The following is a 21,497-nucleotide window of genomic DNA, read 5'->3' as shown; positions in this document are numbered from 1 at the left end:
TCGAGGAGGACGCCATGGCCACCGCCACGCTCGTGATGATCGACCGCCCCACCCGGGGCCAGATCGGAGGGGACGGTGCGCCCTACCGGCGCGAGGATCCGCTCGCACCGCAGTTGCGGGTGACCGACCTCGCCGTGACCCGGGGCGACGGGATCTTCGAGACCGCGATGGTGCGCGAGGGCCGGATCCTGGCGGAGGAGCGTCACCTGCGCCGACTCGCCCGGTCCGCGGCCATGCTCGACCTCCCCGAGCCCGACCTGGAGGTCTACCGCGACGCCACCCGAGCGGCGGTCGCCGCGTTCGGGGCTGCGGCCGAGGGCATGGCCGAGGGCATGGTGAAGTACTGCCTCTCCCGCGGCGACGAGGAACTCGGCACCGGGCCCGTGGGATGGGCCTACGCCGGCCCCACCCCCGACTTCAGCGCTGCCCGGGAGGAGGGGATCGCCGTCGTGCTGCTGGATCGAGGCCTCTCCACCGAGGTACCGGAGACGGCGCCGTGGCTGCTGGCCGGGGTCAAGACCCTCGCCTACGCCGTGAACAAGGCGGCCCTGCGGGAGGCGCGGCGCCGCGGGGCGCAGGACGTCGTGTTCGTCTCCACCGACGGGCTGCTGCTCGAGGGCCCCACCTCCACCCTGATCGTGCGGGTCGGGGACGCCCTGGTCACGCCGCGGCCGCAGATCGGGGTGCTGCCCGGGACCACCCAGGAGGACGTCTTCGCGCAGGCGCCCGCCTGGGGGCTGCGCACCGAGTACCGGGACGTGCGGGAGAGCGAACTGCTGGCGGCCGACGGCGCCTGGTTGACCTCCAGCACCCGGCTCGCCTGCCCGATCCGCCGGGTCGACGGCGCGGACCTGGCCGTGGACGTATCCCTCACCTCCCGGATGAACGCGCTCCTGACGGCCCGCACCGCCTGAACCCCACCCGTTCCTGCCTCGCGAGGGGTGGGGAGGTGCCGAAGGGTCACCCGGTGGTGGCGCTGGTGCCGCGGGCCACCAGGTGGGCCGATGCGGCGCCCGCGAGCACGAGCGCGCACGAGCCCAGCACGCTCACGGCGATCTGCGCGATCGCTGCCGGTTGCACGAACAGGCCGATCCCGAGGAACGGCAGCACCAGCGCACCGGCCATTCCTGTCGCCAGGGCCACGCTGACCGCGAGGGGGAGTGCCACCTCGGCCAGCCGGGCGCGGTCCAGAACACGCCCATCGGCCCCCGCCAGCACGAGGGACCTGGTGGTGGCGCGTGCGTCGATGACCCGTCCCGCCTGCACCACGCCCGTGGTGACCGCCGCCAACACCCCCACGAGCACCAACGTCAGCAGCGCACCCGTGCGCAGGTCGGTCACCAGGGTGATGCCCGCGGCGTCGTGCGCGGCCTCCGGCGTGACGACGGCGGTCACCGCGGTCACCACCGCCACGAACGTGGCCAAGGAGACACCGCCCACGGCGCGCCAGGCCGCCTTGGGGTCGTCCACGACTCGACGGGCCGCCAGGAGCGCGGCCGGCGTGCAGGCGGCGCGCACCCCGATGCGCCCGATCAGCCCCATGAGCCACGGCCCCGTGACGTTGACCGTGGCCATGCCCACGCCGATCACCGCGACGATCGAGCCGAACAGCACGGTCGCGCCGAGGTCGCTCAGGGCGCCCACCGCGATCGCGGCGCTGACCGCCCCCACAGCGGTCAGCGCCCGTGCCCACCGCAGCGCCGGTGGAGTCACGCGCTGGGCCACCCCGAGCGGGGTGATCGCGACCCGGCGCAGTCCGGCGAGCGCGGCCAGCAGCACGATCACGAGGACCACCCCGGCCGCGACGGCGGTCCCACCAGTGCCGAGCCACAACTCACCGGGCGCCAAGGCGCGGTCCTGGAACCGGACCTGCGCCGCCAGCGGCACGAGAGCCAGGTAGCCGGCGATGCCGAGCACGGCGCCCACCAGTGCCTGGAAGACGGCGTCCAGGAGGGTGAGCGCGGTGACCTGGCCCGTGGTCGCCCCCGCCAGCCGCAGCGCGGCGAGCCGGGAGTCGCGCCGAGACACCGCGAGCTTGGTCGCCGCCGATCCCAGGGTCATCAAGGGGACGGCGAGGAGCACCAACGCGAGCGCCGCGAGGAACGGGTAGAGCTCCACGGCGTAGCTGCCCACCGCCACGCCCGCCCTGGCCCGCTCGATGAAGGCGAGGGAACCCGCCGTCACCAGGAGGGCGATCGCGGTGGTCACGGCCAGGGCAAGCACGGCGAGAGCGCCGGTGAGACGGGCCGGATCGCGGAGGTCGGTCCGGCTGCGGCGGCGCAGCAGCAGCCACAGGCGCAGCGTGGTCATCGCGCCTCTCCCAGCTCCTGGAGCGAGGGCGCGGCCTCGGGCACGATCCGACCGTCCCGCACCTGAAGGGTGCGGCCGCACCATCTGGCGACCTCCACGTCGTGGGTGACCACCACGAGGGCGGCGCCGGTGGCGGCGCACGCCTGGGTGAGGGCATGCATCACCTCCGCGCCGGTGCGGCGGTCCAGGGCGCCGGTGGGCTCGTCGGCGAACACCACCCCGGGGCGGCCCACGAGGGCACGGGCGACGGCGACGCGCTGCGCCTGGCCGCCCGAGAGCTCCCCCGGGCGGCGCTGCTCGAGCCCCGCGAGCCCGAGGTGGGCCAGCCAGCCGCGGGCGCGCTGCGTGGCCTCGGCGCGGCGCACACCGGCGAGCATGAGCGGCAGCGCCACGTTCTCCTCGGCGGGCAACTCCGGGAGGAGCTGCCCGGACTGGAACACGAAGCCGAACTCCTCCCGGCGCAGTCGTGTGCGCTCCCGGTCGGACATGGCCACCACGTCCCGGCCGCGCCACCTGATGCTGCCCGAGGTGGGGCGCAGCACACCCGCGAGCAGGTGCAGCAGGGTGGTCTTCCCGGAGCCGGAGGGTCCCATGACCGCGACCGATTCCCCGGGGGTGATGCTGACGTCGACGCCCGCGAGGGCGTGGGTGACGGCGACGGTCTCGCCGTAGGTCTTGGTGAGGGCGATCCCCTCGAGGTTCTCTGACATCCCCGCAGCATCGATCGTGGCGGGGCGCACCCGCATCGGCCCGGAGTCGAGTTCCGCGCGCGATCGTCATCCCCGGGGATGAGGGACCCGGGTCGCACGAGTGCGCCCGCAGCCCTCGCGCGGGGCTCGGCCGCCTTCCTAGAATGAGGGCACGAGCCGCGATCGGCGGCTCCCGCACAAGGAGGCGCGCATGGAACAGGAATCCCACAAGCACCACGAGGACGAGAAGGTCTCCTGGGTGCCCAGTCCCGTGCAGGGGTTCGCCTCGCCCGTGATGAAGGACGAGGACGAGGTCGTCACCTCCGACGGCGACGAGGCGCCGGAGGAGCCGGAGCAGGAACTGTCCACCGACCTCAAGGAGGACTCCGAGGTCCTGCACAACATCAACGACCCCGCCAACGACGAGATCTTCGAGCACCTCAAGCCCAAGGAGTGAGCGCCGAGCGGGGTGGGCTGCGCCGTCGCGCTCGATGCGCAGCGCACGACGACGCAGCCCACCCGAGGCGCAGCGGCCCACCCAGCCGCGCTGAGGCCTGGAATCAGGCCGATTAGACCTCGGGGCCGCGGCAGGGTATGGTTGTCGTCGGCCGTGAGGCCACGCGCCCGTAGCTTAATGGATAGAGCACCTGACTACGGATCAGGAGGTTGGGGGTTCGAGTCCCTCCGGGCGCGCTCGTTGAGACAGCGACGCACAAGCCCCGCCGGCCCTCGTGGCCGGCGGGGCTTCTGCGTGCCCGGCGCAAGCCGAGGGCTCGGGCGTGGTCGGCGTGCATCCACCCGCGGAACCGGGTGAGATGGAGCCGTGACCGACGGCCCCTCCGCGCCCGCCCCGACCGGCGCCACCCCAGGCAGCAGCGGTACCGCCACCACGACCGTCAGCCGATGGACTCTGGCGGCCCTCGTCGTCGGCTCCATCGTGGGCGGCGGTGTCTTCTCCCTGCCGCAGCAGTTCGCTGCCAGCGCCGGCGCGAGCGGTGCGATCCTCGCCTGGATCCTGGCCGGCGCCGGCACCCTGCTGATCGCCCTGACCTTCCTGCGCTTGGCCGACCGCCGCCCCGACCTGGACGCCGGGGTCTACTCCTACGCCCGGGAGGGTTTCGGGCGCTACCCCGGATTCCTGTCCGCCACCGGGTACTACCTCACCGCCGTCATCGGCAATGTGGCGTACTGGGTGCTCATCATGTCCACCCTGGGGGAGTGGGTGCCCGCGCTGGGTGACGGCTCCACACCGCTCGCGGTGGGGATCGCCTCCCTCGGCGTGTGGACCTACCACCTGATGCTGCGGCGCGGCGTCACCTCGGCTACCGCGATCAACCGCATCGTCACGGTGGCCAAACTCGTGCCCCTGGCGGCGTTCCTGTTCATCGCCTTCGCGGTGTTCGACGTCGGGGTCTTCGTGGACAACCTCGGCGGCGGAGGCATCCCGGTGGCCGAGCAGGTGCGCGGCGCCATGCTCGTGACCGTGTTCGTGTTCATCGGCATCGAGGGCGCCAGCGTCTACTCGCGCTTCGCCCGCCGCCGCCAGGACATCGGCTGGGCCACCGTCGTCGGCTTCCTCGGCACCCTCGCGCTGTTCGTGATGGTGACCCTCGCGCCGTACGGGATCCTCACCCAGGCCGAGCTGGCCGCTCTCTCCCAGCCCTCGGTCTCCGGGGTGCTGGAGGCGGCCGTCGGGACCTGGGGTGCGGTGCTGGTGGGGGCGGGGCTGCTGATCAGTGTGCTCGGCGCCTATCTCGCGTGGACCCTCATGGGCGCCGAGGTCATGGTGCAGGCGGCCAAGCAGGGGGACGTGCCCGCGTTCTTCCTCAAGGAGAATGCGCGCGGCGCCCCGATCGGCGCGATCACGGCCACCAATGTGCTGGTGCAGGTCTTCCTGCTCGTGGTGCTGCTGGCCACGGACGCCTTCAACACCGCGCTGGCGCTGATCTCCTCGCTGATCCTCATCCCGTACGTGCTCTCGGCGGGGTTCGCGGTGCGCACCTCCTGGCGGGAGATGCGCGACGGCGCCGCTCGCCCCGGGTGGCTCGTGCTGAGCGTGTTGACGCTCGGCTACGCGCTGTTCATCGTGTGGGCCGGCGGGGTGGACTACCTGCTGCTGACCTTTGCGATCTACGCCCCGGCGTCCGTGGTGCACGTGATCTCGCGCGGCGGGTGGGGCACCGTCCGGCCGGCGGAGCGGGTGGAACTGGTGGTGACGTGCGCGCTGGGTGTGGCGGCCTACGTGCTGCTCGCCACGGGCGCGATCACGCTGTGAGGCCCTCTCGGCCTGCGCCCGCCAGTCGGGCGCAGGCCGATGGGTCCGCTACTTCTTGAAGGCGTCCTTCACGGCGTCGGCGGCCTTGCCCGCCGCGTCCTTGACGTCGGCGGCGGCGTCCTTCAGTCCGCCCTTGACCTGCTCGCCGCGGCCCTCCGCCTGCCACTGCTCGTTGTCGGTGGCGTCACCCGCGGTCTCCTTGATCTTGCCGGTGACCTGGTCGGACTTCGCATCGAACCTGTCCTGCGCGCTCATGGTGACTCCTCTCACGTCGGCCACCGTGGTGGCCGCTGCGTTCGCCCCTGCTCGGTCACGATAGGCATCGTGTGAGGCCCCGGGGCAAGGGGGTCCGGCGGATTGCCCGCGAGGTGGTTGGGCGAGTGGTGTCACCCGGCGCGCCGGATCGTGATCGAACCGTTACCATGGAGTGGTCGTGTGCCGCAATCTTGGAGTTCTCTCGTGACCGATCGCCGTTCCGTGCGCAAGGGTGTCCTGGGCGCCGGTGTCCTGACCGCCCTCGTGGCCGCCACGGGCGGTGTGGTGGTGGCCAGCACCCTGGAGGAGGGGTCCCTCTCCTCGCTGTGGGCCGCCGATGAGCCGGCCGTCAGCGAGGCCGATGAGGCCGCAGATGTGCGCACCTCGAGCCTGGACATCCCGCTGGACAATCCCGCGCTCGCCGAGGAGGACGTCGTGGCGCTGTCCGCGGCCTCACGCAGCGAGGCCCGCGCGGCTCTGGCCGATGGTGAGGGGGTCGCGCTGAGCGTGCAGGTGGACGGCGAGACGCACCAGGTCGTGACCGATGCGGAGACGCTGGCCGCCGCCCTGGAGGAGGCCGGCATCGCCGTGGGGTGGGACGACACCGTCTCCCACGCGCTGGATGCCGCGCCCGAGGACGGCGCCGAGGTGACCATCGGCCGCGCGAGCACCGAGTACGTGACCGAGCAGGTCATCACCGAGTACGACACCGAGGAGCGGGAGACCGACGACCTGCTCGTGGGGGAGACCCGCGTGGTGCAGAAGGGGTTCGACGGCGACGCCCGCATCACCTCGCAGGTGCTGACGGTGGACGGCAAGGAGGTCTCCCGCACCCAGGTGATGTCGGCCGAGGCCACCGCCGCCGTCACCGAGATCATCGAGGTCGGTACCCGCGAGCCCGCGCCAGTGGTGGCCTCCGGCAGTTCGAGTTCCTCCAGTTCCTCCAGTTCCGGGTCCTCGAGCAGCGGGTCGTCGGGGTCGTCCGGCTCGTCGGCGAGCGCGCCGACGAGCGCCCAGTACACCCTGAGCCAGTTCATGAGCGCCGGGGTCATCAACTGGGGCGGGTACAAGTTCACCTACTACTCCCAGCAGGTGCTCCCCGGGGGCGGGCTCGACATCCCGGGCCGCCACGTGAATGCCGGCGGCTACGTGGCCGACGGCGACGGCTACATCGTGTTGGCCAACGGCGCCCCCAAGGGCACCATCATCAACACCCCGTTCGGCTACCAGGGCAAGGTGTACGACCGCGGCACCTACGGCAACCACTACGACGTCTACATCCGCTGAGCCGGACCGGATCGTCCACTTCCCCCGCGAAACCGTGCCTGCTGCGGCCAAGCCGTGCCCTGGGGGGTACGGCCTCGACGCAGAGTTCACGGTCTCGCGGGCGCTGAGGGTTCGGTGGGCTCGGTGGGCTCGGTGGACCCAGGCGCGGGCGAGCCGGTGGCCGCACCCCGGCGCCGCCACCACGTGACCCCGACGGCCACGGCCAGCGCCACCAGCGTGATGATCGCGAGGCTGACCACCATTCCGCCGGTCGCCGCGGCGGCCACGGCGCTCACGGCGGGCCACCCGGAGCCGAGCACGCCCCGCACGATCAGCACGGTGGCCCACGCCACCCCGGTCAGGGCGAAGACGACCCAACCGGCCCGGCCGAGCGCGCGCCGTCGATCCACGGCGAGCAGCACGCCGGCGGCGAGCAGCGCGAGCGAGACCCACGGCAGCCATGCCCCGACTGTCGCGGTGGCCTGATAGGCCTGGAGTGCCAGCGCCACCTCATCGGACTGCACGAGCACCAGCGGCTCCTGGTCGGCGGCGATGCGCTCCGCGGCCTCGAATCCCCACGTCACCAGCTGGTCGCGTACGGCGCCCACGATCGTGCTGACGTTCACGGTGAGTTCGCCGCCGTCGTTCACCGAGAGTGCGCCATCGCCGTCGACCACCGCGGAGACGCCCGCGTGCGCGCCGCGCAGCATGCCCTCCCAGACCGAGCCGAACGCGTCCGAGCTGACCACCTCGCGCGTGGTGGCACGGGCCAGCGCGGTCGCCACGTCGCTGTCGGTGGCCACCTCGACCCTCTCGCCCACCGCCGCGGCCAGGGCGTCCACCACCGCCGGGTCCTGGGCGAGGGAGCCGTACGTCGCCACGAAGGTGTCCGTGCTCACCAATTGCGCGCGCGTGTTCGCACCGATCGCGGCGATAGGAGCGAGCACGGCGCCCACGATGAGCAGGATCGCCGCAAGGATCGACCGTGCCCGCTCACTCATGCGCTACATCCGATCGAATCGGTAGAGGAAGGCCGCCATCGCGTCGCGCGCCACGGCGTCCCCGGGTCGGAACTCCTGGCCTGAGGACGTGCTCCAGCCGGTGGAGATGCCCTCGGAGGCCAACCAGGCGATCTCCTTGTAGTACATCGTGCGCGTGCTCACATCCGCAAACGGTGAGGTGCCGGGCGCGGAATAGCGCGGCTCGCCGGCCATCCGGTACAGGAAGGCGGCCATGGCGTCGCGATCGATCTGCTCCAGCGGACGGAACTCCCGCGTGGACCCGGAACCCCAACCCGTGGAGATGCCCTCGGCGTAGAGCCAGGAGATCTCCTTGTAGTAGCGATTGGAGGTGGAGACGTCCGAGAACGGTGAGGTGCGCGGCGGCGTGTACGACGGGGAGCCGGCGAGCCGGTAGAGGAACGCGGCCATCGCGTCGCGGTTGATGTCCTCCAGCGGTCGGTACTCCCGGCCGCCGGAGACCCGCCACCCCGTGGTGATCTGCTCGCTGTAGAGCCAATCGATCTCGTTGAAGAACTGGTTGGTCGTGCTCACGTCACGGAACGGTGAACTGGCGGTGGGGACCCCCTCGAACCAGTTGTTGATCAGCAGGAAGAAGTTCAGGTTCCCGTACGAGCTGCACCCGTTGGGACTGCCGTTCTTCAGGGCGTTGTTGGGCACGTACGGCGTGTAGTTGTACAGGCCCGCCGTCGCCTGGTTCTGGATGTACACGCTCTGGCGACCGCAGGTCCCGCTGGGGTGATAGCTGATGGAGTTGGTGCGGCCCGCCTGGAAGGAGTAGTTGCTCGGGTACGCCTGGTAGCGGCGGAACTGCCACGCGGCCCGGTAGACCTGGTTGAAGAACCCCTCGTACTCGGCGGCGCAGGGAGCGCCGTCCGGGCAGCCGTACCCCATCGCCTCGTCGTAGCGCCAGGTGCTCGGGGCCACGTGCGTGACCAGCCCGGATTCGCGCTGCAGCAGCACGAGCAGGGAGCGGGGACTCACGCCGCAGGCCCTGCCCACCTCGACGATGATCTCCGCGGCACTGCGCCGGCCGCCGACGATCGCCTCACAGCCGCCGCTGGCGTCGACATCGCGGGTGGTCATCACGTAGTCCTTGAGGCACACGATGGGATCGTGCGGTCCCGCGGAGTACTCCGGCCGACACCGGCTGACCTTCGAGTCCAGGAAGTCCTGGACCTGCCGGGAGGTCATGGAGTCCCAGTCGTAGAAGGTGGCGTCGGAGACGATCATCCCGGCGTCGTACTGCGAGCTCGTCACGGCGGCGGTCGCGGGGGTGACCCCCGCCAGCGACAGCGTGGCGGACAGGGCCAGGGCCGCGGTGGCGGCGAGGGTGCGCAGGAGCCTCACGGGATCACCACCTCCTGAGGCTGCGAGGCACCCCCGAGGTCGGGTGCGCTGAAGGCGACCGTGAGCGACCAGACACCGGGTTCCAGGTCCGCCAGGTCCACGCTCAGCTCGCCACAGTCCGTGGAGGTGGCGGAGGCGATGGCCGCGCTCTCCGTGACCACGACCTCGCTGCCGCGCGTCAGCGTGAGCGTGCACACGCCGTCCTGGGTGAGGACGTTCTCGGCGAGTGCGCCCACGGTGAGCGCGGGGGCATCGGTCGCCACCCAGGTCACTGCGACGGTGGCCTCCCCTCGCTGCGCGGCCTCCTCGGCGCGCTGGCGGGCCTCGGCGTCGGCGTCGATGCTGTCCTGGGTCAGCGCCTGGATGCCGGTCCCGGCGGACTGCTGCTGGTCGCCTGCCTGGAGTCCCGCCCCGGGTGTGGCGGCATCCTCGGCGGGTGCCGACGCGGAGGGGCTCGAATCGGATCCCGCGTCGTGGGGGTCGGCGCTCTGCTGGGCGGTGCTCGCGGTGCTCGCGGCGGTGCCCGGTGAAATGGACTGGTGGCTGGCGCACCCGGCGAGCAGTGCGACGGTGAACGCCGCAGTCACCCCCCGGAGTGCGGTGCGGCGCGGTGATGGCATGGCGCCATTCCCGCACGAAGAACGGGTGCACGGCAAATGATCGCGCGCCGCTCCCGGTGCTCGTACGAGGCGGCGAGGCACCGCAGGAGACGGTTCGGCGACAGTGGCGGACCCCCGAACCGGTGCGCGGCCCCGCGGCCGTGACGCGATTGTGACCGGAAGGCTCGGTTCTCGTGTTGACGAGGGGGGACCTTGGTCCTAGATTCGGGGGCAAACCTGAAGACCGATTCAGGTTGCGGCTTTCAACGACGAAAGGGCCCTCACCATGCGTGTGACCAAGAAGGCACTCCTCTCCTGCGTGGGAGTGATCACGGCGATCGGCCTCGTGGGTTGCGCCCCGAGCGAGGACAGCGCCGCCACCGAGACCACCGACGCGGACACCACCGAGGAGTCGGGCAGCGAGGAGACCGAGGACGGCGAGGCGACCGCGAGCGAGCAGGTCACCGTCGGCATCATCACCTCCGAGACCGGCGCCCTGGCCAGCTACGGCGAGCAGTACCTGCACGGCTTCGAGGCCGGCCTGGACTACATCACCGACGGCACCAACATCATCGGCGACACCGAGATCATCGTGGAGGTCCGCGACGACGGCGGTGACGCCGACAAGGCCGTGACGGCCGCCAAGGAACTGATCGGCTCCGGCGTGCAGATCCTCGCGGGCACCGCCTCCTCGGGTGTGGCCCTGTCCGTGGCCGAGCAGGCGGCGCAGAACCAGGTGCTGTACATCTCCGGCCCCGCCGCGGCCGACGCCATCACCGGCGTGAACGAGTACACCTTCCGCTCCGGCCGCCAGTCCAGCCAGGACGTGGCCACGGCCGGCACCTTCCTGGACGAGATCTCCGGGCAGAGCGTGGTGGTCTTCGCCCAGGACACCGCCTTCGGGCAGGGCAACGTGGCCGCCGTCGAGGCCATCCTGGGCGGCCAGGGCGCGGAGGTCTCCTCGATCCTCGTGGCCGAGGACGTCACCGAGTTCACCACCTTCGCCCAGCAGGTGCTGGACGCCGACCCCGACCTGGTCTTCGTGGCCTGGGCCGGCGCCACCTCCGGCACGATGTGGGAGGCCATGAGCCAGCAGGGTGTGTTCGACGCCGTCCCCGTGGTCACCGGCCTGGGCGACGCCGCCACCTTCGGCGCCTACGGCTCCGCGAGCGAGCAGATCTCGTTCCTGAACTACTACTTCCCCGGCGCCCCGGACAACGAGATCAACACCGCGATGGTCGAACACATCGAGGCCGCCGGCAGCACCCCGGACCTGTTCAGCCCGGACGGCTTCAACGCCGCCCTGATGATCGCCCACGCCATCGAGAACGGGCAGGATGTGGACTCGATGATCGCCGCCCTGGAGGGCTACACCTTCGAGGGTCCCAAGGGCACGCTCACGGTCCGTGAGGGCGACCACGCCCTCATCCAGGAGATGTACCAGGTCAAGCTCGTGGCCGACGGCGACACCTACACCCCCGAGCTGATCGACACCGTGCAGGCCGACGCCGTGGCCCCGGCGGAGGTCGAGTAGTCCATGCCCGCCTCACCTGCGCTGTCGGTCGCGGGCGTCGGTCTGACCATCGGCGGGGCCACCATCCTGGAGGGCGTCGATCTGGACGTCGCCTCCGGTGGCCTCGTCGGGGTGATCGGCCCCAACGGTGCCGGCAAGACCACCCTGTTCAACACGATCTCCGGAGTGATGGCCCCCACCGCGGGGCGGATCCGGATGCACGGCAAGGACATCACCTCGATGTCCGTGCCGGCCCGGGCCCGGGCGGGGCTCGGCCGGACGTTCCAGACGTCCAGCTACTTCCCCCGCCTGAGCATCCTGGAGAACGTGCGGATCGCGGCGCAGGTGTCGCGGGGCGGGAACTACTCCCTGTTCGCCTTCCCCGGCCGGCACGACGACGCCACGCAGGCGGCGCGTGAGGCCCTCGCCGAGGTGGGGCTGCTCGAGCGGTCCCACCTCATGGCCGGCGACATCTCCCACGGCGACAAGCGCAAGCTGGAGATCGCCGTGCTGCTGGCCACCGACGCCTCCCTCGTGCTGCTGGACGAGCCCATGGCCGGCGTCGGCACCGGGGACGTGCCCGGCCTGGTGGCCGCCATCCGGCGGATGCACCAGGAGAAGGGCTGCACCGTGCTCATGGTGGAGCACCACATCGACGTCCTGATGGACCTGGTGGACCAGGTCGCCGTCATGGTCTCGGGCAGCATCATCGCGCTCGATGAACCGGAGAAGATCATGCAGAACGAGCTCGTGCAGTCCGCCTACCTCGGGACCGCCGTATGAGCGCCATCCTCACCGTGGAGCACCTCGCCGGGTCCATCGCCGGGCAGCAGGTGGTCGAGGACGTCACCTTCGAGATCCCCGACACCGGCATCACCGCGATCCTCGGGCGCAACGGGGTCGGCAAGACCTCCACGCTGCGCTCCATCCTCGGGCTCATCAAGCGCACCGGCACCATCACCCTGGCCGGGGAGTCCATCGCCACCCTGCCCACCCACAAGATCGTGCAGCGCGGCGTGGGCTACGTGCCGGAGGACCGCGAGGTCTTCTCCAAGCTCACCGTCGCGGAGAACCTCGCCCTGGCGGAGCGGCAGAAGAACCCCAACCGGGAGTTGGTCGCCGAGTTGTTCCCGGACCTCGTCAAGCGCCGCAACCAGGCGGCCGGCACCCTCTCGGGTGGGCAGCAGCAGATGGTCTCCGTGGCCCGCGCGCTGCTCAACGACAACCGGGTACTGCTCGTGGACGAGCCGACCAAGGGCCTCGCGCCTCGGATCGTCACCGAGGTGGCCGACGCCCTGGAGAAGGCCGCGGCCACCGTGCCGATCGTGCTGGTGGAGCAGAACCTCGAGGTGGTCCGCCGCCTCGCCGGCACCGCCGTGGTCATCGACTCCGGCCGCGTGGTGCACACCGGGGACGCCACCGCCCTGCTGGATGACCCGGTGCTGGTCAAGCGACTGCTCGGCGTCGGCAGCCACGAGACGCCGAGCCCCGCCGCGCCCGGCCACGAGAACACCCAGGGGAGCCCCGCATGAGCACCCTCATCCTCGTCCTCATCACCGGGGTGGGCCTGGGCGCCCTGTACTTCCTCGTCTCCTCCGGCCTCAGCCTGATCTACGGCCTGATGCACGTGCTGAACTTCGCGCACGGCATCTTCCTCACCCTCGGCGCCTTCATCGGTTGGGAGGTCGCCAGCCGGATGGGCGCCCAGGGCTGGGCCGCCTTCCTGGTCAGCATCCTCATCGGGGGGATCACCGGCACCCTCATCGCCGCCGCCACGGAACTCGTGCTGATCCGCCCGCTGTATGAACGCCACATCGAACAGGTCCTGGTGACCGTGGGCCTGGCCCTGGCCGCGGTGGCCCTGTACGAGGGGATCTGGGGGGCCGACCCGATCTACGTGACCGGCCCCGCGTGGCTGGACGAGACCACCGGCGTGTTCGGCGCGAACGTGCCCAACGTCTACTGGGTGCTGATGATCACCGCGGTGCTCCTGCTCGTGGGCCTCGTGCTGTTCCTGCGACACACCCGCTACGGCATGATCATCCGCGCCGGCGTGGAGAACCGCTCCATGGTCACCGCGCTGGGGATCGACGTGAAGAAGGCCTTCACGCTCGTGTTCGCCATCGGCGGCTCCGCCGCCGGGGTGGGCGGGGTCCTCGCGGCCCACTACACCGGGTACGTCTCCCCGCACTTGGGGCAGACCCTGCTGATCTTCGCCTTCATCGTCACCGTGATCGGTGGCCTCGGGTCCCTCGCGGGCGCCGCCATCGCCTCGGTGATCGTCGCGGTGATGCAGCAGCTGGCCAACTACTACCTCGGCGGGACCGGCGACCTCATCGTCGTGGTGCTGCTCGCGGCGGTGCTGCTGCTGCGGCCCCGCGGACTCCTCGGGAGGAAGGCATGAGCACGACCACCCCCGCATCCGACACCGCCACCACCCCGCTGCGGCGCTACATGGGCCCCGCGCTCGGCGCCGGCCTCGTGGTCCTCATCGCGTGCCTGCCGCTGCTGAACATCTCCGTGCCGGGGCTGCTGCCCACCCCCACCTACCAGCCCGGCGCGATGGCCGTGATGTCCCTCGCAATGGTCTTCGCGGCGCTCGCGCTGTCCTACAACATGCTGCTCGGCACCGCAGGGATGCTCTCCTTCGGCCACGCCCTCTACTTCGGCGCCGGCGCCTACGGACTCGGGATCATCCTGGCCAACACGGGGCTCCCGCTGATCCTCGCCGTCGTGCTCTCCCTCATCGGGGGCCTGGCGATCGCGGCGGTCACCGGCGGCATCGCAATGCGGGTCTCCGGCATCCCGTTCGCCATGGTCACCCTCGCCTTCGCCCAGGCCGGGTCCGTGCTGGTGCGCCGCAACAGCGGCGTGACCGGCGGGGAGGAGGGCCTCAGCCTGACCACGGACAACGTGCCGAGCTTCCTCATCGGCGTGGTCAACACCCGCAACATGTACTGGATCACCCTCGCGGTCCTCGTGGTGGTCTACCTCGTGGCCCTGTGGATCGACCGCTCCCGGCTCGGGCACCTGGCCCGCGCCACCCGCGAGAACGAGCTGCGGGTGCAGGTGCTCGGCCTGCAGCCGAACCGCGCCAAGCTCGCGATCTTCGTGATCGCCGCGCTGTGCGCCTCCTTGGCCGGCGTGACCTACATGCTGCTGCAGTCCGGCACCGTGCCGCGCGCCGTCTCCGCGGACCTGACGATCACGATCCTGGTCATGGTGGTGCTCGGCGGCGTGGGGTTCCGCTGGGGCGCGATCATCGGGGGCGTGCTCTACACGATCCTGGATCAGCGGCTGACGTTCCTGGCCGGCTCGGAGGCGATCGCCTCGCTGCCCGCCGTGCTGCGGATCCCGCTCTCGGAGCCGCTGTTCATCCTCGGGGTGCTGTTCATCCTCGTGGTGATGTTCCTGCCCGGCGGCATCGCCGGCACCGTGGACTCCCTCATCCGGCGGCGTCGGCTGAGGGCGGGCCGGCGTGCCGACGGCGCAGGGACGGTCAGCGGCGGGACCGAGGGCCTGACGGCCCTCGAGGCGGACGTCGCCGAGGGTGAGCGGCCGGCCGAGACGAGGCCGTCATGACCGCGCGCCACGTCGTCGGGCCCTGGCTGAGCGCCAGCGCCGAGCGGGACCCGCACCGGATCGCGATCGACGACCGCGGGGTCACCGTGACCTACGGGGAGCTCGAGGAGCGCTCGGCCGCCCTGGCGCAGCGCCTGCAGCAGGCCGGGTACGGCCCCGGGCACCTCATCGCCTCGGTCGCCGTCTCCAGCGCCGACCACGTGGTGCTGTTCTTCGCCTGCGCCCGCCTCGGCGCCGCCCTCGTGCCGATCTCCTGGCGACTGACGCCCCGCGAGGCCACCGGGCTGCTGGAGACCGCCCGACCGGCCCTGCTGGTCAGCGACGAGGCGTTCACCACCCTGGCCACCGAGGCGAGGGAGGCCATGTCCGCACCCCGGCCACCGCACGCGCACCTGGGCAGTCAGGGGATCGAGGCGCACGTGCCCGCCGCCGCGCACCCGCGCCCGGCCCGCGAGGTGCGCGACGAGGACGCCCTGCTGGTGATCTTCACCTCCGGCACCCAGGCCAGGCCCCGCGGCGTCGTCCTCACCCACGAGAACTGCTTCTGGACCAATCTCGCCCTCGCCGGTGCGATGCCGCTGGGGCAGGAGGACGTGGTGCTCTCGATCCTCCCGCAGTTCCACGTGGCCGCCTGGAACGTGCAGCCGCTGCTGGCGTGGTGGCGCGGCGCCACGGTGGTCATCGAGCCCACCTTCCAGCCCCGCCGGGTGCTGCAACTCATCGCCCAGCGCCGGGTCACCGCCGTGATGGGCGTGCCCACCCAGTACGCGGCGCTCGCCGGGCACCGGGACTGGGCCGAGACGGACCTGAGCAGCCTGCGCACCGTGCTGGTGGGCGGGGCGAGCACCCCCGCCGCCACCCGGGAGGCGTGGGCCGAGCGCGGCGCGCCCCTGGTGCAGGGCTACGGCCTGACCGAGGCGGGGCCGAACGTGCTCAGCCTGCCGGCCGCCGCCGGGCGGGAGTACGCCGGCTCGGTCGGGCGGCCCTACCCGCACGTGTCCGTCCGCCTGACCGACCCCGCCAGCGGCGTAGAGGTGCTCGGCGCCGGCACAGGGGAGCTGTGGGTGAGCGGACCGGGGGTCTCCCCGGGCTACCTGCACGACCCCGAGGCCACCGCCGCCGCGCGCGATGGGCAGTGGCTGCGCACCGGGGACCTGGTGCGCAGGGACGCCACCGGCGTCTACTGGGTCGTGGACCGGCTCAAGGACATCTACATCTCCGGCGGGGAGAACGTGGCGCCCGCCGAGGTGGAGCACGCCCTGGAACTGCACCCGCTCGTGGCCCGCGCCGCCGTGGTCGGGGTGCCCGATGCCACCTGGGGGGAGCGCGGCGTCGCGTTCGTGGTGCCCGCCGCCGGCGCCGCCCTGACGGCGGACGAGGTCCTCGCCCACGCGCGGGACCACCTCGCCGCCTTCAAGGTCCCCGCCCGGGTCGCCGTCGTGGCCTCGCTGCCCCGGGGCGCCCTGGACAAGGTGGCCCGCAACCGCCTGCGGGAGCGCGCCGTCGCCCTCGCGGGAGACCAGCAGACAGGGGGACCGGCATGAGTGAGCAGGCGCTGACGCCGCCCGAGCCGCGTCCGTTGAACACCAACGGTCGCCCGCTGACCAAGCGGGGTGAGGCGACGCGGGCCAAACTGCTCGCCGCTGCCGAGGACGTGTTCGCCACCGCCGGCTTCCACGAGGCCTCGATCGTCAAGATCACCGAGGGCGCCGGCGTGGGACTCGGCACGTTCTACCTGTACTTCGAGACCAAGCTCGCGCTGTTCGAGGCGCTCGTGCTCGACCTCAACCGGCGGATGCGGCACGCGATGTCGAAGGCCGGGGAGGGCGCCGCCACCCGGCTGGAGGCCGAGCGTGCCGGCTTCGAGGCGTTCTTCGCCTTCACCGCGCAGCACCCGGCGCTGTACCGGGTGGTGCGCGAAGCGGAGTTCGTGGCCCCCCACACCCTGCGGGAGCACTACGGGCGGATCCTCGCCGGATACGTCGCCGGCCTCCGACGCGGACAGGCCGACGGCGACGTGGACGCGGGCCTCGACCCCGAGGTGACCGCCTGGGCCCTGATGGGCGCCGGGGAACTCATCGGGATGCGCTACCTGCTGTGGCAGCGCGAGAACGACCAGTCGCCCGCCCTCGAGCCACTTGCCCTTGATCCGGCGGTACTGGCCGCCACCATGCAGGTCGTCACCAACGCGCTCACCGGGCGCGGGGAGGAGAAGCCATGACCAGCCAGCCCACAGGCCAACGCAGCCAGGACCTGACCGGCCGTCGCGCCCTGGTCACGGGGGCTGCGAGCGGCATCGGGCGCGCCTGCGCGCAGGAGCTCGCCGGCCGCGGCGCCCACGTCATCGTGGCCGACGTCGCCGCCGAGGCCGCCGAGGGCGCCGCCGCCGAGATCGGCGGCGAGGCGTGGGTGGTGGACCTCTCCGCGTCCGCGGCCCTGGAGGAGACGTCCCTCGACGTGGACATCCTCGTCAACAATGCCGGCATCCAGCGGGTCTCCCCGCTGCACGAGTTCGACCCGGCCGCGTTCCGGATGATCCACGAGATCATGCTGCTCAGCCCGTTCATGCTGATCCGCGCCGCCCTGCCGGGGATGTACGAGCGCGGCTGGGGTCGCATCGTCAACATCTCCAGCGTGCACGGGCTGCGGGCCTCGCCGTTCAAGTCCGCCTACGTCTCGGCCAAGCACGGCCTGGAGGGGCTGGCGAAGGTGACCGCCCTGGAGGGCGGCCCGCACGGCGTCACCAGCAACTGCGTGAACCCCGGGTACGTGCGCACCCCCCTGGTGGAGAAGCAGATCGCCGACCAGGCCAGGATCCACGGCATCGGCGAGGAGGAGGTGGTGGCCCAGGTGATGCTCAAGGAGTCCGCGATCAAGCGCCTCCTGGAGCCCGGCGAGGTCGCCTCCCTGGTGGGATGGCTGTGCTCGGACGCCGCGGCCGTGGTCACCGGGGCGTCCTACACGATGGACGGCGGATGGTCGGCGAAATGAGCACCCACACCCCGCGCCCCATCGACGTGCCCGTGCCCGGCGGCGCGCTGCGCGTGATCGTCTGGGAGCCCAGCCCACCCGCCGCACCCGGCGGCCCTACGCCGACCGTGCTGCTGGTCCACGGCGTCACCTCCTCCCACCTCGCCTGGGTGGACGTGGTCGCGGCCCTGCCCGGGGTACGCCTGATCGCCCCGGACCTGCGCGGTCGCGGCCGCTCCCGGGACGTGGCCGGCCCGGCCGGGATGGTGCGGCACGCCGACGACCTCGCCGCCGTGCTCGATCACCTGGGGATCGACGCCCTGCCGGTGGTGGGGCACTCCATGGGGGCCTTCGTCTCCGTGGTCCTGGCCGCTCGCCACCCCGCGCGGGTGCGCAGCCTCACCCTGGTGGACGGCGGGCTGCCGCTGCCCATCCCGGCGGGGCTCACTCCCGATCAGGTGGTGGATGCCGTCCTCGGCCCGACGGCGCAGCGCCTGTCCCGCCGGTTCGCCTCCCGGGAGACCTACCTCGACTTCTGGCGCGACCACCCCGCCTTCGCGGCCGACTGGAGCGCGACCATCGAGGACTACTTCGCCTACGACCTCGTGCCCGACGGCGAGGCGTTCCGGCCCGCGACCAGCTACGAGACGACCGCTGCCGACACCATCGACCTCACCACCGGGCAGACCCTGCCCGCGGCGCTCGCGGCGCTCGCGGACCTGGGCATCCCCGCGCACCTCATCACCGTGCCGCGGGGCCTGCAGGACGAGCCCCCCGGCCTCTACCCGGCCGACGGGCTGACCGAGCTGCTCGCGGCGTACCCGTGGCTGACCCACGAGCGCATCGAGACCCGCAACCACTACACGATCGTGATGAGCCCGGCTGGCGCCCGCCTCGTGGCCGGCGCCATCCCCCTACCCGAGACCCAGCCCGGGACCCAGCCCGGGACCCAGCCCGACCAGGAGGCCGCCCGATGATCGACAAGACCGTGCCCAGCGTGGCCGCCGCCGTGGCCGACATCCCGGACGGGGCGAGCATCGCCGTCGGCGGCTTCGGCCTGTGCGGCAACGCGATGGCGCTCATCGAGGCCCTGCTCGCCCAGGGCACCAAGGACCTCAGAGTCGTGTCCAACAACTGCGGCGTGGACGACTGGGGCCTGGGGGTGCTGCTGGCCGCCAAGCGGCTGCGGAAGATGACCTCCTCCTACGTGGGGGAGAACAAGGAGTTCGAGCGGCAGTTCCTCACCGGGGAACTCGAGGTCGAGCTCACCCCGCAGGGCACCCTGGCCGAGAAACTGCGGGCGGGAGGCTCCGGCGTCGCCGCGTTCTTCACCCAGACCGGGGTGGGCACGCAGGTCGCCGAGGGCGGGCTGCCCCGCCGGTACGCCCCTGATGGATCCGTGGCCGTGGCCTCCCCGCCCAAGGAGGTGCGCACCTTCCACTCCCGCGGCGCCGAACGGGAGTTCGTGCTCGAGGAGGCGATCACCACCGACTACGCGATCGTGCACGCCGCCCTCGGCGACACCCACGGCAACCTCGTGTTCCACCGCAGCGCCCGCAACTTCAACCCGCTGGCCGCGATGGCCGGTCGGGTCTGCATCGCGCAGGTGGAGCGCCTCGTGCCCGCCGGCGAGATCGACCCGGACGCCGTGCACCTGCCCGGGGTGTTCGTGCACCGCATCGTGGAGGTCGGCGAGGTCGAGAAGCGCATCGAACGACGCACCACCCGAGAGGACGACTGATGGCACTCACCCGCCAGGAGATGGCCGCCCGCGCGGCCGCCGAACTCACCGACGGTTCGTATGTGAACCTCGGGATCGGGCTGCCCACGCTGGTACCGAACTACCTGCCCGCCGGCACCTCCGTGATCCTGCAGTCCGAGAACGGGATCCTCGGCGTGGGGCCCTACCCCCGGGAGGCGGAGGTGGACCCCGACCTCATCAACGCCGGCAAGGAGACCGTCACCACCCTGCCCGGATCGGCGTTCTTCGACTCCGCGATGAGCTTCGCCATGATCCGCGCCGGCAAGATCGACGCCGCGATCCTCGGGGCGATGCAGGTGTCGGCGTCGGGGGACCTCGCGAACTGGATGATCCCCGGGAAGATGGTCAAGGGGATGGGCGGGGCGATGGACCTCGTGCACGGCGCCGACCGGGTCATCGTGCTCATGGAGCACGTGGCCCGGTCCGGGGCCGCGAAGATCGTCACCGAGTGCTCCCTGCCGCTGACCGGCCGCGGCGTGGTGGACCGCATCATCACCGACCTCGCGGTCATCGACGTCACCCCCGAGGGCCTCGTGCTGCGCGAGACGGCGCCGGGTGTGAGCGTGGCCGAGGTGGTGGCCGCCACCGAACCCGACCTCATCGTGCCCGACGGCGTGGGGCAGGTCGCGGGGGCGGCTGAGGCGGCGGGGGCGACTGAGGCGGCGGGTGCGGCGGGGGCCGGGGCATGAGCGCTTCGGAATCCGTTGTCATCGTCGGCGCCGCGCGCACCCCGCAGGGGCGGCTCTCGGGTGCGCTGGGCACGGTGAGTGCCGCCGATCTCGGGGCCACCGCGATCCGGGCGGCGCTCGCCCAGGCCGGCGGTTCTCCGGCTGACGTGAGCTGCGCCGTCGAGCGCGTGATCCTCGGCCAGGTGCTCCAGGCGGGTGCCGGGCAGAACCCGGCCCGGCAGGCCGCGCTCGCCGCGGGCCTGGACTGGTCGGTGCCGGCGATCACCGTGAACAAGGTGTGCCTGTCGGGGCTGGCCGCGATCATCGACGCCGCGCGGCTGATCCGCGCGGGCGAGGCGCAGGTCGTGGTGGCGGGCGGAATGGAGTCCATGTCGCAGGCCCCGCACCTGCTGCCGAACTCCCGCCGCGGCCACGCCTACGGCGCGATCGAGATGCTCGACCACGCCGCTCACGACGGGCTGACCGACGCCACCGAGGGCATCTCCATGGGGCTGTCCACCGAGCAGTACAACGACCGCTACGGCATCAGCCGCGAGGCGCAGGACCACTGGGCGGCGCTCTCCCACACCCGGGCCGCGGCCGCCCAGGAGGCCGGGGGCTTCGCGGCGGAGCTGGCGCCGGTCAGCGTGCCGCAGCGCCGCGGCGAGCCCGAGGTGGTCGCGCGCGACGAGGGGGTGCGCCCCGAGACCACCCCGCAGTCCCTGGCGCGGCTGCGCCCCGCGTTCCGCGAGGGCGGCACGCTGACGGCCGGGAACTCCTCCCAGATCTCCGACGGCGCCGCCGCAGTGGTGCTCACCACCGCCTCCCGCGCGGCCACCGAGGGGTGGCCGGTGCTCGCGGTGCTCGGCGCGCATGCCCAGGTCGCCGGACCGGACTCCTCCCTCGCGGAGCAGCCGGCGCGGGCGCTCGCCGCCGCGTGCGAGGCCGGGGGCGTGGCACCGGGCGACCTCGACCACGTGGAGATCAACGAGGCGTTCGGGGCGGTGGTGGCCCGCTCGGTCGACGTGCTGGGACTCCAGGAGTCCCGGGTCAACCCGCACGGCGGCGGGATCTCGCTCGGGCACCCGATCGGCGCCTCCGGGGCGCGCCTGGTGGTGCATGTTGCCCACACGATTGCGGCCCACGCGATCGCCGCACATCCCGCCTCCCTGGCCGGCGTCGCCCTGTGCGGCGGCGGGGGCCAGGGCGACGCACTCCTCCTGCAGGGAAAGGACTGAG

At 72.3% G+C, this 21,497-nt stretch carries 22 protein-coding genes and 1 tRNA gene; 17 read left to right on the top strand and 6 right to left on the bottom strand.

Annotated elements, in window-relative coordinates:
• Positions 1–14 precede the first annotated feature (14 nt).
• Entirely contained in the window at positions 15–914 is a 900-nt protein-coding gene (locus ATL40_RS12410; protein WP_098469812.1) for an aminodeoxychorismate lyase, read from the top strand.
• A 46-nt stretch (positions 915–960) separates the two neighbouring features.
• Here the strand turns inward: ATL40_RS12410 and ATL40_RS12405 are convergent, their stop codons facing one another.
• Together ATL40_RS12405 and ATL40_RS12400 are read right to left on the bottom strand one after the other, a co-directional pair.
• A complete protein-coding gene (locus ATL40_RS12405) occupies positions 961–2,310 on the bottom strand; it encodes an FtsX-like permease family protein (protein ID WP_098469811.1) in 1,350 nt (449 codons plus the stop codon).
• A complete protein-coding gene (locus ATL40_RS12400) occupies positions 2,307–3,020 on the bottom strand; it encodes an ABC transporter ATP-binding protein (RefSeq protein WP_098470481.1) in 714 nt (237 codons plus the stop codon). Before ATL40_RS12400 ends, ATL40_RS12405 begins: the two co-directional genes overlap by 4 nt.
• 190 nt (positions 3,021–3,210) lie before the next feature.
• Between ATL40_RS12400 and ATL40_RS12395 the strand changes: the two genes are divergently transcribed.
• The 3 genes from ATL40_RS12395 to ATL40_RS12385 all read left to right on the top strand — a co-directional run bounded on the left by ATL40_RS12395 (position 3,211) and on the right by ATL40_RS12385 (position 5,274).
• Entirely contained in the window at positions 3,211–3,456 is a 246-nt protein-coding gene (locus tag ATL40_RS12395) for a hypothetical protein (RefSeq protein ID WP_098469810.1), read from the top strand.
• A 163-nt stretch (positions 3,457–3,619) separates the two neighbouring features.
• A tRNA-Arg gene (locus tag ATL40_RS12390) sits at positions 3,620–3,692 on the top strand.
• Positions 3,693–3,822: 130 nt separating this feature from the next.
• Positions 3,823–5,274 (top strand): basic amino acid/polyamine antiporter, encoded by a 1,452-nt coding sequence (locus tag ATL40_RS12385; protein WP_098469809.1) that lies wholly within the window; start codon positions 3,823–3,825, stop codon positions 5,272–5,274.
• 48 nt (positions 5,275–5,322) lie between these two features.
• On the opposite strand, the gene ATL40_RS12380 is transcribed toward ATL40_RS12385, so the two are convergent.
• On the bottom strand, positions 5,323–5,529 hold the full coding sequence (locus ATL40_RS12380) for a CsbD family protein (protein ID WP_098469808.1): 207 nt from the start codon (positions 5,527–5,529) through the stop codon (positions 5,323–5,325).
• A gap of 204 nt (positions 5,530–5,733) precedes the next feature.
• On the opposite strand from ATL40_RS12380, the gene ATL40_RS12375 reads away from it, so the two are divergent.
• Positions 5,734–6,816 (top strand): resuscitation-promoting factor, encoded by a 1,083-nt coding sequence (locus tag ATL40_RS12375; RefSeq protein ID WP_169925976.1) that lies wholly within the window; start codon positions 5,734–5,736, stop codon positions 6,814–6,816.
• A gap of 86 nt (positions 6,817–6,902) precedes the next feature.
• On the opposite strand, the gene ATL40_RS12370 is transcribed toward ATL40_RS12375, so the two are convergent.
• Genes ATL40_RS12370 through ATL40_RS12360 form a run of 3 tightly spaced genes read right to left on the bottom strand, consistent with a single transcriptional unit; the run spans position 6,903 to position 9,784 of the window.
• On the bottom strand, positions 6,903–7,796 hold the full coding sequence (locus tag ATL40_RS12370) for a hypothetical protein (RefSeq protein WP_098469806.1): 894 nt from the start codon (positions 7,794–7,796) through the stop codon (positions 6,903–6,905).
• Positions 7,797–7,799: 3 nt separating this feature from the next.
• Positions 7,800–9,164 (bottom strand): S-layer homology domain-containing protein, encoded by a 1,365-nt coding sequence (locus ATL40_RS12365; RefSeq protein ID WP_245867071.1) that lies wholly within the window; start codon positions 9,162–9,164, stop codon positions 7,800–7,802.
• A complete protein-coding gene (locus ATL40_RS12360) occupies positions 9,161–9,784 on the bottom strand; it encodes a hypothetical protein (RefSeq protein WP_098469805.1) in 624 nt (207 codons plus the stop codon). The genes ATL40_RS12365 and ATL40_RS12360 overlap by 4 nt, the downstream gene beginning before the upstream one ends.
• 265 nt (positions 9,785–10,049) lie before the next feature.
• Between ATL40_RS12360 and ATL40_RS12355 the strand changes: the two genes are divergently transcribed.
• The 12 genes from ATL40_RS12355 to ATL40_RS12300 are packed head-to-tail and all read left to right on the top strand — an operon-like array spanning position 10,050 to position 21,496.
• Positions 10,050–11,297 (top strand): substrate-binding domain-containing protein, encoded by a 1,248-nt coding sequence (locus ATL40_RS12355; protein ID WP_098469804.1) that lies wholly within the window; start codon positions 10,050–10,052, stop codon positions 11,295–11,297.
• Between the two features lie 3 nt (positions 11,298–11,300).
• Positions 11,301–12,059: an ABC transporter ATP-binding protein gene (locus ATL40_RS12350; protein WP_098469803.1), complete on the top strand. Its 759-nt coding sequence runs from the start codon at positions 11,301–11,303 to the stop codon at positions 12,057–12,059.
• The gene (locus ATL40_RS12345) at positions 12,056–12,808 is read left to right on the top strand and encodes an ABC transporter ATP-binding protein (protein ID WP_098469802.1); all 753 of its coding nucleotides are present in this window, start codon (positions 12,056–12,058) and stop codon (positions 12,806–12,808) included. Before ATL40_RS12350 ends, ATL40_RS12345 begins: the two co-directional genes overlap by 4 nt.
• Positions 12,805–13,680 carry a branched-chain amino acid ABC transporter permease gene (locus tag ATL40_RS12340; RefSeq protein WP_098469801.1) on the top strand — a complete coding sequence of 292 codons (876 nt, stop codon included), beginning with the start codon at positions 12,805–12,807 and terminating at the stop codon, positions 13,678–13,680. Before ATL40_RS12345 ends, ATL40_RS12340 begins: the two co-directional genes overlap by 4 nt.
• Positions 13,681–13,730: 50 nt before the next feature.
• A complete protein-coding gene (locus ATL40_RS12335) occupies positions 13,731–14,858 on the top strand; it encodes a branched-chain amino acid ABC transporter permease (RefSeq protein ID WP_098470479.1) in 1,128 nt (375 codons plus the stop codon).
• Complete coding sequence (locus ATL40_RS12330; protein ID WP_098469800.1) at positions 14,855–16,402, top strand: class I adenylate-forming enzyme family protein; 1,548 nt, start codon at positions 14,855–14,857, stop codon at positions 16,400–16,402. The genes ATL40_RS12335 and ATL40_RS12330 overlap by 4 nt, the downstream gene beginning before the upstream one ends.
• On the top strand, positions 16,399–17,079 hold the full coding sequence (locus tag ATL40_RS12325; RefSeq protein ID WP_098469799.1) for a TetR/AcrR family transcriptional regulator: 681 nt from the start codon (positions 16,399–16,401) through the stop codon (positions 17,077–17,079). Before ATL40_RS12330 ends, ATL40_RS12325 begins: the two co-directional genes overlap by 4 nt.
• Positions 17,076–17,849: a 3-hydroxybutyrate dehydrogenase gene (locus ATL40_RS12320; protein WP_098469798.1), complete on the top strand. Its 774-nt coding sequence runs from the start codon at positions 17,076–17,078 to the stop codon at positions 17,847–17,849. The genes ATL40_RS12325 and ATL40_RS12320 overlap by 4 nt, the downstream gene beginning before the upstream one ends.
• Positions 17,846–18,805, top strand: a complete 960-nt coding sequence (locus ATL40_RS12315) for an alpha/beta fold hydrolase (RefSeq protein ID WP_098469797.1) — start codon at positions 17,846–17,848, stop codon at positions 18,803–18,805. The genes ATL40_RS12320 and ATL40_RS12315 overlap by 4 nt, the downstream gene beginning before the upstream one ends.
• Positions 18,802–19,569: a CoA transferase subunit A gene (locus ATL40_RS12310; RefSeq protein ID WP_098469796.1), complete on the top strand. Its 768-nt coding sequence runs from the start codon at positions 18,802–18,804 to the stop codon at positions 19,567–19,569. The genes ATL40_RS12315 and ATL40_RS12310 overlap by 4 nt, the downstream gene beginning before the upstream one ends.
• Positions 19,569–20,279: a CoA transferase subunit B gene (locus ATL40_RS12305; RefSeq protein WP_211283120.1), complete on the top strand. Its 711-nt coding sequence runs from the start codon at positions 19,569–19,571 to the stop codon at positions 20,277–20,279. The genes ATL40_RS12310 and ATL40_RS12305 overlap by 1 nt, the downstream gene beginning before the upstream one ends.
• Positions 20,276–21,496, top strand: a complete 1,221-nt coding sequence (locus tag ATL40_RS12300) for an acetyl-CoA C-acyltransferase (protein ID WP_098469795.1) — start codon at positions 20,276–20,278, stop codon at positions 21,494–21,496. Before ATL40_RS12305 ends, ATL40_RS12300 begins: the two co-directional genes overlap by 4 nt.
• Position 21,497 lies beyond the last annotated feature (1 nt).

Origin of the sequence: Serinibacter salmoneus (assembly GCF_002563925.1) — a bacterium.
Lineage (GTDB): Bacteria > Actinomycetota > Actinomycetes > Actinomycetales > Beutenbergiaceae > Serinibacter > Serinibacter salmoneus.
This window is presented reverse-complemented; position numbering and strand designations above follow the sequence as displayed.